This is a genomic window from Cedecea sp. FDAARGOS_727 (assembly GCF_012273235.1).
GTDB lineage: Bacteria > Pseudomonadota > Gammaproteobacteria > Enterobacterales > Enterobacteriaceae > Cedecea > Cedecea davisae.
Genome location: NZ_CP050966.1, coordinates 1,154,660 through 1,167,948, shown reverse-complemented (window position 1 = coordinate 1,167,948; position 13,289 = coordinate 1,154,660). Strand labels below are relative to the sequence as shown.

Genomic DNA, 13,289 nt, shown 5'->3' with positions numbered 1-13,289 from the left:
ATGGTTAAAGTATATGCACCGGCTTCCAGCGCCAATATGAGCGTGGGTTTTGACGTTCTGGGGGCTGCGGTGTCGCCGATTGACGGTTCGCACCTCGGCGATTACGTGACGGTGGAGGCGGCGGAAAGCTTCAGCCTCACCAACCTCGGGCGTTTTGCCAGCAAGCTGCCGGATGAACCTCGCGAGAATATTGTTTACCAGTGCTGGGAGCGCTTCTGCCAGGAGATTGGCAAAACCATTCCGGTGGCGATGACGCTTGAGAAAAATATGCCTATCGGATCCGGGCTGGGCTCCAGCGCCTGTTCGGTGGTTGCCGGGCTGATGGCAATGAATGAGTTCTGCGGTAAACCGCTGAGCGACACGCGCCTGCTTGGCCTGATGGGCGAGCTGGAAGGGCGCATCTCCGGCAGCATTCATTACGACAACGTTGCGCCGTGTTTCCTCGGCGGCATGCAGTTGATGATTGAAGAAAGCGGCATCATCAGCCAGCAGGTGCCAGGCTTTGATGAGTGGCTGTGGGTGCTGGCTTATCCCGGCATCAAAGTTTCTACCGCCGAAGCGCGGGCTATTCTGCCGGCGCAGTATCGCCGCCAGGACTGCATCAGCCACGGGCGCCATCTGGCCGGTTTTATTCATGCCTGCCATACCCGCCAGCCTGCGCTTGCTGCCAAACTGATGCAGGACGTAATAGCCGAGCCTTACCGCGCTAAACTGCTGCCGAAGTTCGATGAGTCTCGTAAAGCGGTGGCCGATATTGGCGCGCTGGCGAGCGGTATTTCGGGCTCCGGCCCAACCTTATTTGCGCTGTGCGATAACAACGATACCGCGCAGCGTGTGGCTGACTGGCTAAGCCAACACTATTTGCAAAACCAGGAAGGTTTTGTACATATTTGCCGTCTGGATACGGCTGGCGCACGAGTTTTGGGATAACGCATGAAACTGTACAACCTTAAAGATCACAACGAGCAGGTCAGCTTTGCGCAGGCCGTCACCCAGGGGCTGGGCAAACAGCAGGGCCTGTTCTTCCCGCACGACCTGCCGGAATTTGAGCTGACTGAAATCGACGCCATGCTGAACCAGGATTTTGTCAGCCGTAGCAGCAAAATCCTCTCGGCGTTTATCGGCGATGAGATCCCTCAGGAGATTCTGGAAGAGCGCGTTCGCGCGGCCTTCGCTTTCCCCGCGCCGGTGAAGATGGTCGAGCCTGATGTCGGCTGCCTTGAGCTGTTCCACGGCCCAACGCTGGCGTTTAAAGACTTCGGCGGCCGGTTTATGGCGCAAATGCTGACTCATATCAGCGGTGACAAACCGGTCACTATTCTGACCGCGACTTCCGGCGATACCGGGGCAGCCGTTGCCCACGCTTTCTACGGTATTGAGAACGTTCGTGTGGTCATCCTGTACCCGCGTGGCAAAATCAGCCCGCTGCAGGAAAAACTGTTCTGCACCCTGGGCGGCAATATCGAAACTGTCGCTATTGATGGCGATTTCGACGCCTGCCAGGCGCTGGTGAAACAGGCATTTGACGACGAAGAGCTGAAAGCCGCTCTGGGGTTAAACTCGGCCAACTCCATTAATATCAGCCGCCTGCTGGCGCAGATTTGCTACTACTTTGAAGCGGTTGCTCAACTCCCTCAGGAAGCGCGTAACCAGCTGGTGGTCTCCGTGCCAAGCGGTAACTTCGGTGACCTGACTGCTGGCCTGCTGGCGAAATCCCTTGGCCTGCCGATTAAGCGTTTTATTGCCGCCACCAACGCCAACGACACGGTTCCTCGCTTCCTGGCTGAAGGGCAGTGGGCGCCGAAAACGACGGTTGCCACCCTTTCCAACGCCATGGACGTGAGCCAGCCAAACAACTGGCCGCGTGTAGAAGAGCTGTTCCGCCGTAAAATCTGGCGTCTCACCGATCTCGGCTATGCCGCCGTGACCGACGAAACGACCAAAGAGACGATGCGCGAGCTGAAAACTATCGGCTATGTTTCTGAGCCGCACGCGGCCATTGCCTATCGTGCGCTGCGCGACCAGCTGCAGCCCGGTGAATTTGGCTTGTTCCTGGGCACTGCGCATCCGGCGAAGTTTAAAGAGAGCGTGGAAGAGATTCTGGGTGAAGCGCTGCCGCTGCCGCAGGAGCTGGCGTCCCGCGCCGACCTGCCGCTGCTCTCCCATAACCTTCCGGCTGACTTTGCAGAGCTGCGTAAGCTGATGATGGCGAGAGCTTAATATCATTCTGTGAATAAAAAACGCCAGCATTAAGCTGGCGTTTTTTTTTACTGCTCGTGGCGCTTAAACACCAGTTCGTTTTTCTGCGAGGCTTCTTCATCGAAGAAGTAACCGTCGGTATTAAACGCCTTCAGTTGTTCCGGCTTGCTGAGGCGGTTTTCAATGATGTAGCGGCTCATCAGGCCGCGCGCTTTTTTAGCGTAGAAGCTGATGACCTTAAACTTGCCGTTCTTCTCGTCCAGGAACACCGGCTTGATGATTTCTGCATCGAGCTTTTTCGGTTTAACCGCTTTGAAATACTCGTCTGACGCCAGGTTTATAACGATCTTGTCGCCCTGGGCGGCCAGCACCTGGTTCAGCTTTTCGGTTATCGTATCGCCCCAGAAATGATACAGGTCTTTGCCTTTAGGGTTCTCAAGGCGGATACCCATCTCCAGGCGGTAAGGCTGCATCAAATCCAGCGGGCGCAGCACGCCGTAAAGGCCGGAGAGCATGCGCAAATGCTGTTGGGCAAAATCGAAGTCTGCTTCGCTAAATTCCTCAGCCTGTAAGCCGGTATAAACATCGCCTTTGAAAGCGAGGATAGCCGGGCGGGCATTCTGCGGGCTGAATTCCGGGTGCCACTCGTGGAAGCGGGTTTCATTCAGGGAAGCCAGCTTATCGCTGATGCTCATCAGCGACGCAATTTGAGGCGCGCTAAGTTTGCGGGCAACGCTGATCAACTGCTGAGAGTATTCCAGCAGTTCCGGCTGCGTGTAGCGGTTAGTGGCTAACTCGCTCTGGTAGTCCAGCGTCTTGGCAGGTGAAATAAGAATTAGCATGTCCACTCCTTGCAGGTTTTGGCGGTTACTTTAGCAAATTTCCGGAACGTAGCGGCCTATGGCTGCAATTAGCGATCGGTTTTTTTTTCAGGATCCGTGCCCCAGACGCCGGGAGCCAGCTGGTTCTTTATCTCGGGGAAACGGTTGGGATTGAAGGTCGGCGTAATGCCCAGCTTTTGCTGGCGTAGATAGTCCGCAGCAAGATCCCGAACCACCGGTGAGAGCAATAAAATCGCCGTAATGTTGGTGATAGCCATAATGGCCATCGCCACATCTGCCAACTGCCAGACCAGCGGCAGCGCCGCCTGGGTGCCAAACATCACCATCGCCAGCACAAAGCAGCGCAGCAATAGCTTTGACACGCGGCCGCTTGGGTTAAGAAACAGAAGGTTATTTTCCGCATAGCTGTAGTTGGCGACTATCGAAGTGAAGGCGAACAGGAAAACGATAATGACGATAAAACCGCTGCCCCAGTTCCCGACAGCCGAGCTAAGCGCCTGCTGAACCAGAATAATTCCGCCGCGTGAGGTTACGGCTCCGTCGAGCATGCCGGACATTAATACGATGGCGGCGGTGGCGGTGCAGATAATAACCGTATCAATTAATACCCCAAACATCTGGACCACGCCCTGGGTAGCCGGGTGCGGAGGCCAGGCCGCAGCCGCTGCGGCTGCGTTGGGCGTTGAACCCATCCCCGCTTCATTGGAAAACATGCCGCGCTGAAAACCGTTGGTGATAGCCTGGCTGACGGTGTAGCCGAGCGCGCCCGACGCGGCTTCATGCCAGCCAAACGCCTGGCTGAAAATTAGCCTGACCACCTCCGGGAAGCGCTCAATATGCAGCGCAACCACGTACAGGCTCATAAATACCCACAGCAGCGCCATCAGCGGCACCAGCCACTGGGACAGGCGGGCTATCGCCCTCATCCCGCGCCAGATGACCAGCGCGGTGACGATGACCAGCGCAATACCGATCCAGAGTTTCGGCACGTCGAACGCATAATGGGTGGCAATGGCAATAGAGTTTGCCTGAACGGCATTGAACACCATCCCAAAGGCGACGATTAAAAAGAGTGAGAACAGTACGCCCATCCAGCGCATACCCAGCCCGCGTTCCATATACCAGGCCGGGCCGCCGCGATAATTTCCGTCTTTGTCGCGGCTTTTATACAGCTGCGCCAGCGAGCATTCAGCAAAGGCGGTTGCCATGCTGAGCACGGCTGCAACCCACATCCAGAAAACGGCACCGGGGCCACCGGCCGAGATGGCGAGCGCAATACCGGCAAGATTGCCGCTGCCTACGCGTGCGGCGAGGCTGGTGCAGAGCGCCTGAAATGAGGATATTCCGGAAGGATCTGACGAGGTGCTGTTACGCAGGAAAAGGCGAAGCCGGGTGAAATAGCGAAACTGCACGAAGCCGCAGCGCCAGGTGAACCAGACTCCGGCCCCAATCAACAGCCAGAGTAGAACGGACCCCCAAAGCACCTCGTTGATAAATAATAAAAAATCTGTCATTAACGTCCCTCTTGTTAATGCGTGATGGCGGCGAGGTTGACGGGCCCGTGCCATGCAGTCCATTACGTTACAGATAAAGATCGGGCGGAGTTTATCATATTCTCAGCCACTGGACGGACAGCACTTGTCGCGGTTGCACCTGATGGGCGGCGTGATATCATCAAGCCAGACCGGTTACATCTCCCTAACAAGCTACACCTGAAGAGAAACACTCATTATGACGGATAAATTGACTTCTTTGCGTCAACTGACCACCGTGGTTGCTGACACCGGAGATATCGCGGCGATGAAGCTGTATCAGCCGCAGGATGCTACTACTAACCCTTCTCTGATCCTTAACGCAGCGCAGATCCCTGAGTATCGCAAACTGATTGATGAAGCGATTACCTGGGCTCGCGGCCAGAGCAACGACCGCGCTCAGCAGGTTGTTGACGCTACCGACAAGCTGGCTGTGAACATCGGCCTGGAAATTCTGAAACTGATCCCGGGTCGTATCTCTACCGAGGTTGATGCTCGCCTGTCTTATGACACCGAAGCCAGCATCGCCAAAGCGAAGCACCTGATTAAGCTCTATAACGATGCGGGCATCAGCAACGATCGCATTCTGATTAAACTGGCTTCTACCTGGCAGGGCATCCGCGCTGCCGAGCAGCTGGAAAAAGAAGGCATCAACTGTAACCTGACCCTGCTGTTCTCCTTCGCTCAGGCACGCGCCTGTGCGGAAGCCGGCGTGTTCCTGATTTCTCCGTTTGTTGGCCGTATCCTCGACTGGTACAAAGCTAACACCGACAAGAAAGAATACGCGCCGCAGGAAGATCCGGGCGTGGTTTCCGTTACCGAAATCTACCAGTATTACAAACAGCACGGCTATGAAACCGTCGTAATGGGCGCAAGCTTCCGTAACGTCGGTGAAATCATCGAGCTGGCTGGCTGTGACCGCCTGACCATCGCACCTGCTCTGCTCAAAGAGCTGGCGGAAAGCGAAGGGGCGCTTGAGCGTAAGCTGAGCTACACCGGTGAAGTGAAAGCGCGTCCGGAGCGCATCACTGAATCCCAGTTCCTGTGGCAGCACAACCAGGATCCAATGGCGGTAGATAAACTGGCGGACGGTATCCGTAAGTTTGCTATCGACCAGGAAAAACTGGAAAAAATGATCGGCGACCTGCTGTAATCATTATCGTGGCCGGCGCTCGTCGGCCACGCTTTTAGCGTCTTCCCCTGTCTGCAACGCCTTTCGCCGTGTATCATTTCGCCCAGACTTGCTCATTTCCGGGAATGATATGAATACCTTTCGCATTGGATTAGTTTCCATTTCAGACCGCGCCTCCAGCGGCATCTATCAGGACAAAGGCATCCCTGCGCTACAGGCGTGGCTGGAGCAAACCCTGACGACACCTTTTGAAGTCGAAACCCGCCTGATCCCCGATGAACAGCCGATCATTGAGCAAACGCTTTGCGAGCTGGTGGATGAGATGGGTTGCCACCTGGTGCTGACGACCGGCGGTACCGGCCCGGCGCGACGCGACGTGACCCCGGATGCTACGCTGGCGATTGCCGACCGCGTGATGCCGGGCTTTGGCGAACAGATGCGCCAGATCAGCCTGCATTTTGTGCCGACGGCTATTCTCTCGCGCCAGGTCGGCGTTATTCGCAAGCAGGCGCTGATCCTTAACCTGCCGGGCCAGCCGAAGTCTATTCAGGAAACGCTCGAAGGCGTGAAAGACGAGAGCGGCAAGGTGGTGGTGCCCGGGATCTTCGCAAGCGTACCGTACTGTGTACAGCTTATCGACGGCCCTTATGTTGAAACTAATGACGATGTGGTAGCAGCATTTCGCCCTAAGAGCGCGCGACGCGAAACAAAATCCTAAATAAATGCCTTTCTTGACATAAGATCGAGTTGATGTGGAGTGTTGGTTTTTAACCGTTATAGTAATCCTGGCTTTACAGCTAAACGGAAATAATAATTAACACTCCTCTTTACAAGCGGTTTCCTATGTCAATACAGCGCGTCAGACCTCTGAATGGTCAGGACTATAAAACCCTGACACTTGCCGCCCTCGGTGGCGCTCTCGAATTTTACGACTTCATTATCTTCGTATTTTTCGCCGCGGTAGTGGGGGAGTTGTTCTTCCCGGCCGATATTCCCGAGTGGCTCCGTCAGGTTCAGACTTTCGGGATATTTGCCGCTGGCTATCTTGCACGCCCGCTTGGCGGCATCGTGATGGCGCACTTTGGCGACCTGGTTGGCCGCAAAAAAATGTTCACCCTCAGCATTTTGCTGATGGCGCTGCCGACTCTGGCTATTGGTCTGCTGCCTACTTATGCCACGTTGGGCATTGCGGCTCCGCTGTTGTTACTGCTGATGCGTATCTTGCAGGGCGCAGCGATAGGCGGTGAAGTGCCGGGCGCGTGGGTCTTTGTTGCCGAGCACGTTCCGGCGAGGCGCATCGGTATCGCCTGCGGAACCCTGACGATGGGGCTGACCGTCGGTATTCTTCTTGGCTCGGTTGTTGCGACCATCATTAATACTTCGCTGACCCAGCAGACTATTCACGACGGCGGCTGGCGTATTCCTTTCTTACTCGGCGGCATTTTCGGCCTGGTGGCGATGTATTTACGCCGCTGGTTGCGTGAGACGCCGATATTCCTTGAGATGCAGCAACGTAAAGCGCTGGCCGCAGAGCTGCCGCTAAAAGCCGTTGTGGCTAAGCATAAGAAAGCGGTGGTGATTTCCATGCTGCTGACCTGGCTGCTTTCGGCCTGTATCGTCGTGGTCATTCTGATGTCGCCGATTTGGCTGCAAAAGCAGTACGGCATGGCACCGGCTTTGACGTTGAAGGCCAACAGCATCGCAACCATCATGCTGTGTATTGGCTGCCTGCTGGCCGGGCTGGCGGCGGACCGGTTCGGGGCAGGTAAAACCTTTACCGTAGGCAGTATTCTGCTGGCGATTTGCAGCTGGATGTTTTACCACCTGACGGCCACTCATCCCGAGCACCTGTTCCTGCTATATGGCCTTGTGGGGCTAAGCGTTGGCGTTGTTGGCGCGGTGCCGTTTGTGATGGTACGGGCGTTCCCGGCGGAAGTACGCTTCACCGGTATCTCTTTCTCTTATAACCTTTCTTATGCGATTTTCGGCGGACTGACGCCGGTGGCCGTCACGATGCTGATGGGCGTTTCGCCTATGGCTCCGGCGTGGTACGTGCTGGCGCTGGCGCTAGTTGGGCTGGGATTGGGACTCTGGCTCAGGCGCGACATCCATCATGAGGATGAAGCAAAGGAAAGGACGTTGGTGCAGTCATAAATAAAAAACGCGGAGCCGGGCTCCGCGTTTTTTATTGCTAAGCGAAAGAAATTAGTGCTTTTCGCCAATCGGCAGTACGGTGCGGCCAAACTGTTCGTTCAGCACTTCACCCATTGCCAGGTAGATAGCGCTCGCGCCACACACCAGGCCAATCCAGCCGGCAACTTTAACGATGCCTTCGTTATCGGTCAGATGGCCAACGGCCAGCAGGGCAAACAGCACGGTCAGGCTGGCAAACACGAATTGCAGCATACGCGGCGCTTTCAGGGTGCCGAAGAACATGAACAGCGTGAACACGCCCCACAGGCCCAGGTACGCGCCGAGGAAGTGCCCGTTGGTTGCATCGCCAAGACCCATCTTAGGCAGCAGCAGGATAGCGACCAGCGTCAGCCAGAACGAGCCGTAAGAGGTGAAGGCGGTTAAACCGAAAGTGTTCCCTTTTTTAAACTCCAGCAGGCCCGCGAAGATTTGCGCGATACCGCCGTAGAAAATCCCCATAGCGAGGATAATAACGTCAAAACCAAAAATGCCTGCGTTGTGCAGATTGAGCAAAATGGTGGTCATGCCGAAGCCCATTAAGCCCAGGGGAGCTGGATTAGCCAACTTAGTGTTGCCCATAGTTCCTCTGAAAAATTCATCTGAAAAAAAGTATCAAGTAAGCCCACACCGCCGGGACTCCGGCAGCGGGCGCGGCATAATAATCAGGCGGCAGGCCGCCGTCTATGATCTGAGCGGGTGGAAAGCAGAAAATTTTTTTTCATCTGCCCCTTGATGGCGGGTGTTGCGACCCCATCTTGTATGCAACCGCAGTTGGCGGACCTGAAAAAAACGCGACGGGCAATTGAAACAGACGCCTTTGCCCATATAACAGGTTCACAACCACATGATGACGAATTTTTAGTGGAGACGTTTAGATGGGTAAAATTATTGGTATCGACCTGGGGACAACCAACTCTTGTGTCGCGATTATGGATGGTACTACTGCTCGTGTGCTGGAGAACGCCGAGGGCGACCGCACCACGCCTTCTATCATTGCTTACACTCAGGACGGCGAAATCCTGGTAGGTCAGCCGGCTAAACGTCAGGCAGTGACTAACCCGCAAAACACTCTGTTTGCGATCAAACGCCTGATTGGCCGCCGCTTCCAGGACGAAGAAGTGCAGCGTGATGAAGCCATCATGCCTTACAAAATCATCGGCGCCGACAACGGCGACGCATGGATTGATGTAAAAGGTCAGAAAATGGCACCGCCGCAGATCTCTGCTGAAGTGCTGAAAAAAATGAAGAAAACCGCTGAAGATTACCTGGGTGAGCCGGTAACTGAAGCTGTTATCACCGTACCTGCATACTTCAACGATGCTCAGCGTCAGGCAACGAAAGACGCCGGCCGTATCGCGGGTCTGGAAGTTAAGCGTATCATCAACGAACCAACCGCAGCGGCTTTGGCCTACGGTCTGGACAAAGAAGTTGGCAACCGTACTATCGCGGTTTACGACCTGGGTGGTGGTACTTTCGATATCTCTATTATCGAAATCGACGAAGTTGACGGCGAAAAAACCTTCGAAGTTCTGGCGACCAACGGTGATACCCACCTCGGTGGTGAAGACTTCGACAGCCGTATGATCAACTACCTCGTTGACGAGTTTAAGAAAGATCAGGGCATTGACCTGCGTAACGATCCGCTGGCCATGCAGCGCCTGAAAGAAGCGGCAGAGAAAGCGAAAATCGAACTTTCTTCTGCACAGCAGACCGACGTGAACCTGCCGTACATCACCGCAGACGCGACCGGTCCGAAACACATGAACATCAAAGTGACTCGTGCGAAACTGGAATCCCTGGTCGAAGACCTGGTAAACCGTTCAATCGATCCGCTGAAAGTTGCGCTGCAGGATGCTGGCCTGTCCGTTTCCGATATCCAGGACGTTATTCTGGTCGGCGGTCAGACTCGTATGCCAATGGTGCAGAAAAAAGTTGCTGAGTTCTTCGGTAAAGAGCCGCGTAAAGACGTTAACCCGGACGAAGCTGTTGCCATCGGTGCAGCGGTTCAGGGTGGTGTTCTGACCGGCGAAGTGAAAGACGTACTGCTGCTGGACGTTACCCCGCTGTCTCTGGGTATCGAAACCATGGGTGGAGTGATGACCGCGCTTATCGCGAAAAACACCACTATCCCAACCAAGCACAGCCAGGTGTTCTCTACCGCTGAAGACAACCAGTCTGCGGTAACCATCCACGTGATTCAGGGTGAGCGTAAACGCGCATCCGATAACAAATCACTGGGTCAGTTCAACCTGGATGGGATCAGCCCGGCACCGCGCGGCATGCCGCAGATCGAAGTCACCTTCGATATCGATGCTGACGGTATTCTGCACGTTTCCGCTAAAGACAAAAACAGCGGTAAAGAGCAGAAGATTACCATTAAAGCTTCTTCCGGCCTGAACGAAGAAGAGATCCAGAAAATGGTGCGCGAAGCCGAAGCTAACGCCGAGTCTGACCGTAAGTTCGAAGAGCTGGTTCAGACCCGTAACCAGGGCGATCACCTGCTGCACAGCACCCGTAAGCAGGTTGAAGAAGCAGGCGACAAGCTGCCGGCTGACGACAAAACGGCTATCGAGTCCGCTCTGAGCGCGCTGGAAGGTTCTCTGAAAGGCGAAGACAAAGCTGACATCGAAGCGAAAATGCAGGCTCTGGCTCAGGTTTCCCAGAAACTGATGGAGCTGGCTCAGCAGCAGCACGCCGAGCAGCAGGCAGGTAATGCCGCCGATGCTGGCAACGCTAACGCAGGCAAAGACGACGATGTTGTTGATGCTGAGTTCGAAGAAGTGAAAGATAAAAAATAATCGCCCTGATGCAGGGTAATTAACCGGCACGGGCGCGGAGTTTACTCCACGCCCGTGCTCGTATGTTAAGGGCAGAAAAAAGAGATGGCGAAGAGAGACTATTACGAGGTTTTAGGCGTTCCGAAATCAGCGGAAGAGCGTGAAATCAAAAAAGCCTATAAGCGCCTGGCGATGAAGTTCCATCCGGACCGTAACCAGGGCGATAAAGAGGCCGAGGGTAAGTTCAAAGAGATCAAAGAAGCCTACGAGATCCTTACCGATTCTCAGAAACGTGCGGCCTACGATCAATACGGCCATGCTGCGTTTGAGCAGGGCGGTATGGGCGGCGGTGGCGGCTTTGGCGGCGGCGGTGCGGACTTCAACGATATCTTTGGCGACGTGTTTGGCGATATCTTTGGCGGCGGACGCCGTCAACGTGCGTCTCGTGGCGCGGACCTGCGCTACAACATGGACTTAACGCTTGAAGAAGCGGTTCGTGGCGTTACCAAAGAGATCCGTATCCCGACGCTGGAAGAGTGTGACGTTTGCCACGGCAGCGGTGCGAAAAAAGGCTCATCTCCGCAAACCTGTCCAACCTGTCACGGACAGGGCCAGGTGCAGATGCGTCAGGGCTTCTTTACCGTGCAGCAGAGCTGCCCTCATTGCCAGGGCCGCGGCACCATCATTAAAGATCCGTGCAACAGCTGCCACGGCCATGGCCGGGTAGAGAAAACCAAAACCCTGTCGGTGAAAATTCCTGCGGGTGTTGATACCGGAGATCGTATTCGCCTGTCCGGCGAAGGTGAAGCCGGTGAGCACGGTGCGCCGTCCGGCGACCTGTACGTTCAGGTTCAGGTGAAACAGCACCCAATCTTTGAGCGCGAAGGTAACAACCTGTACTGCGAAGTGCCTATCAACTTCGCTATGGCCGCTCTGGGCGGGGAAATTGAAGTCCCAACCCTCGACGGTCGCGTAAAACTGAAGGTGCCGAGCGAAACGCAGACCGGCAAGCTGTTCAGAATGCGCGGTAAAGGCGTTAAGTCCGTACGCGGTGGTGCTCAGGGTGACCTGCTGTGCCGCGTGGTTGTCGAAACGCCTGTCAGCCTGAACGAAAAACAGAAAAAGCTGCTTCGTGATTTAGAAGAGAGCTTTGGTGGGCCAGCGGGTGAGCAAAACAGCCCGCGTTCGAAGAGCTTCTTCGACGGCGTGAAGAAATTCTTTGACGATTTGACCCGCTAATTTCTTCCGGCTTTAGCCACGCAAAAACCTGAACTGCTTCATTCGGTTCAGGTTTTTTTATGCCTCAGAAAACAGCTCGGTTTTTGCGATCTATATTTGCCATATAAGTTGATTTTATCGATGTGTCATTGTCGCTATGCTGACTACCATAATAGTGTTTGGGATGAACACGCTGTTTGGATAACTGGGTGAAATAATGACTAAAAATCTGCAACGCTTTTTTCAAAATGACGCCGCGGGCGGTATTTTTTTGATAGTTGCCGCCGCTCTGGCGATGCTGCTGGCAAATCTGAGTGCAACCAGCGCGGGCTACGAGGCGTTTCTTGCCACGCCGGTTGAGGTACGCATCGGGCCGCTGGATATCAGCAAAAACCTGCTGCTGTGGGTCAACGACGCGTTGATGGCTATCTTCTTCCTGATGATTGGCCTGGAAGTGAAGCGGGAAATGGTGCTCGGCTCGCTTGCCGATCGCCGTCAGGCGGCGTTTCCGGTGATTGCTGCGCTCGGCGGGATGGTTGTTCCGGCGCTGCTCTATCTGGCCTTTAACTATTCTGACCCGGTAACCCGCGAAGGCTGGGCTATCCCGGCGGCGACCGATATCGCCTTTGCTTTGGGAATTCTGGCGCTGCTGGGCAACCGGGTGCCGCTGGCGCTGAAGGTTTTCCTGATGGCGCTGGCAATCATCGATGACCTGGGCGCCATCATCATTATCGCGCTGTTCTATACTCATGACTTATCCATGATGTCGTTGGGGATTGCGGCTGCGGCTATCGTTGCGCTGGCGCTGCTGAACCTGTTCAACGTGCGCCGCACGGGCGTTTACATCCTGGTGGGCGTGATTCTGTGGACTGCTGTTTTAAAATCCGGGGTTCATGCGACGCTGGCGGGGGTCATCATCGGCTTCTTTATTCCGCTAAAAGAGCAGAACGGGCGTTCGCCTGCTCAGGAGCTTGAGCATGTGCTGCATCCGTGGGTGGCGTTCCTGATCCTGCCGCTGTTCGCTTTTGCCAATGCTGGCGTGTCGCTCTCTGGCGTGACCATGGAAGGCCTGACCTCGCTGCTGCCGCTCGGCATCATTGCCGGTTTGTTTATCGGCAAGCCGCTGGGGATAAGCCTGTTCTGCTGGCTGGCGCTTAAGCTTAAGCTCGCCACGCTGCCAGAGGGGACGCGGTTCAGCGACATCATGGCGGTAGGTGTGCTGTGCGGCATCGGCTTTACTATGTCGATTTTCATCGCTTCGTTGGCCTTCGGCGACGTGGATGCGGAGCTGATTACCTGGGCGAAACTCGGCATTCTTCTTGGGTCGCTGCTTTCAGCCGTGGTGGGCTTTAGCATGCTGAGAGCGCGCCTTTCTGAGGCCAAAGCATGATACTTG

11 protein-coding genes are annotated in these 13,289 nt (G+C 55.2%); 8 read left to right on the top strand and 3 right to left on the bottom strand.

All coding sequences use genetic code 11. From position 1 onward, the window contains the following. Together thrB and thrC are read left to right on the top strand one after the other, a co-directional pair. Nucleotides 1–930, top strand: coding sequence for a homoserine kinase (gene thrB, locus FOC35_RS05580; protein WP_172568388.1), 930 nt, complete (start codon nt 1–3; stop codon nt 928–930). Between the two features lie 3 nt (nt 931–933). Beyond that, nucleotides 934–2,220: a threonine synthase gene (gene thrC, locus FOC35_RS05575; protein WP_172568387.1), complete on the top strand. Its 1,287-nt coding sequence runs from the start codon at nt 934–936 to the stop codon at nt 2,218–2,220. 47 nt (nt 2,221–2,267) lie between these two features. On the opposite strand, the gene yaaA is transcribed toward thrC, so the two are convergent. Next, nucleotides 2,268–3,041, bottom strand: a complete 774-nt coding sequence (yaaA, locus tag FOC35_RS05570) for a peroxide stress protein YaaA (protein WP_016534813.1) — start codon at nt 3,039–3,041, stop codon at nt 2,268–2,270. 68 nt (nt 3,042–3,109) lie between these two features. Next, entirely contained in the window at nt 3,110–4,555 is a 1,446-nt protein-coding gene (locus FOC35_RS05565; RefSeq protein ID WP_172568386.1) for a sodium:alanine symporter family protein, read from the bottom strand. Between the two features lie 217 nt (nt 4,556–4,772). On the opposite strand from FOC35_RS05565, the gene tal reads away from it, so the two are divergent. The 3 genes from tal to FOC35_RS05550 all read left to right on the top strand — a co-directional run bounded on the left by tal (nt 4,773) and on the right by FOC35_RS05550 (nt 7,859). Next, nucleotides 4,773–5,726 (top strand): transaldolase, encoded by a 954-nt coding sequence (gene tal, locus FOC35_RS05560; RefSeq protein WP_016534815.1) that lies wholly within the window; start codon nt 4,773–4,775, stop codon nt 5,724–5,726. 109 nt (nt 5,727–5,835) lie between these two features. Beyond that, nucleotides 5,836–6,423 (top strand): molybdopterin adenylyltransferase, encoded by a 588-nt coding sequence (gene mog, locus FOC35_RS05555; RefSeq protein WP_172568385.1) that lies wholly within the window; start codon nt 5,836–5,838, stop codon nt 6,421–6,423. Nucleotides 6,424–6,548: 125 nt separating this feature from the next. After that, nucleotides 6,549–7,859 carry an MFS transporter gene (locus FOC35_RS05550; RefSeq protein ID WP_172568384.1) on the top strand — a complete coding sequence of 437 codons (1,311 nt, stop codon included), beginning with the start codon at nt 6,549–6,551 and terminating at the stop codon, nt 7,857–7,859. Between the two features lie 51 nt (nt 7,860–7,910). Here FOC35_RS05550 and satP read toward each other — a convergent pair whose 3' ends face one another. Further along, complete coding sequence (gene satP / locus FOC35_RS05545; RefSeq protein WP_016534819.1) at nt 7,911–8,477, bottom strand: acetate uptake transporter; 567 nt, start codon at nt 8,475–8,477, stop codon at nt 7,911–7,913. Between the two features lie 296 nt (nt 8,478–8,773). Here satP and dnaK point away from each other — a divergent pair, with 296 nt between their 5' ends. The 3 genes from dnaK (at nt 8,774) to nhaA (ending at nt 13,283) form a co-directional block, all read left to right on the top strand. Beyond that, complete coding sequence (gene dnaK / locus FOC35_RS05540; RefSeq protein WP_016534821.1) at nt 8,774–10,696, top strand: molecular chaperone DnaK; 1,923 nt, start codon at nt 8,774–8,776, stop codon at nt 10,694–10,696. Nucleotides 10,697–10,780: 84 nt separating this feature from the next. Beyond that, complete coding sequence (dnaJ, locus tag FOC35_RS05535; protein ID WP_172568383.1) at nt 10,781–11,914, top strand: molecular chaperone DnaJ; 1,134 nt, start codon at nt 10,781–10,783, stop codon at nt 11,912–11,914. A 196-nt stretch (nt 11,915–12,110) separates the two neighbouring features. After that, a complete protein-coding gene (nhaA, locus tag FOC35_RS05530) occupies nt 12,111–13,283 on the top strand; it encodes a Na+/H+ antiporter NhaA (RefSeq protein ID WP_172568382.1) in 1,173 nt (390 codons plus the stop codon). The last annotated feature ends 6 nt before the right edge of the window (nt 13,284–13,289 follow it).

Coding starts and splice junctions, on each gene's coding strand:
- thrB (WP_172568388.1), top strand. CDS start 1: ATGGTTAAAGTATATGCACCGGCTTCCAGCGCCAATATGAGCGTGGGT.
- thrC (WP_172568387.1), top strand. CDS start 934: ATGAAACTGTACAACCTTAAAGATCACAACGAGCAGGTCAGCTTTGCG.
- yaaA (WP_016534813.1), bottom strand. CDS start 3,041: ATGCTAATTCTTATTTCACCTGCCAAGACGCTGGACTACCAGAGCGAG.
- FOC35_RS05565 (WP_172568386.1), bottom strand. CDS start 4,555: ATGACAGATTTTTTATTATTTATCAACGAGGTGCTTTGGGGGTCCGTT.
- tal (WP_016534815.1), top strand. CDS start 4,773: ATGACGGATAAATTGACTTCTTTGCGTCAACTGACCACCGTGGTTGCT.
- mog (WP_172568385.1), top strand. CDS start 5,836: ATGAATACCTTTCGCATTGGATTAGTTTCCATTTCAGACCGCGCCTCC.
- FOC35_RS05550 (WP_172568384.1), top strand. CDS start 6,549: ATGTCAATACAGCGCGTCAGACCTCTGAATGGTCAGGACTATAAAACC.
- satP (WP_016534819.1), bottom strand. CDS start 8,477: ATGGGCAACACTAAGTTGGCTAATCCAGCTCCCCTGGGCTTAATGGGC.
- dnaK (WP_016534821.1), top strand. CDS start 8,774: ATGGGTAAAATTATTGGTATCGACCTGGGGACAACCAACTCTTGTGTC.
- dnaJ (WP_172568383.1), top strand. CDS start 10,781: ATGGCGAAGAGAGACTATTACGAGGTTTTAGGCGTTCCGAAATCAGCG.
- nhaA (WP_172568382.1), top strand. CDS start 12,111: ATGACTAAAAATCTGCAACGCTTTTTTCAAAATGACGCCGCGGGCGGT.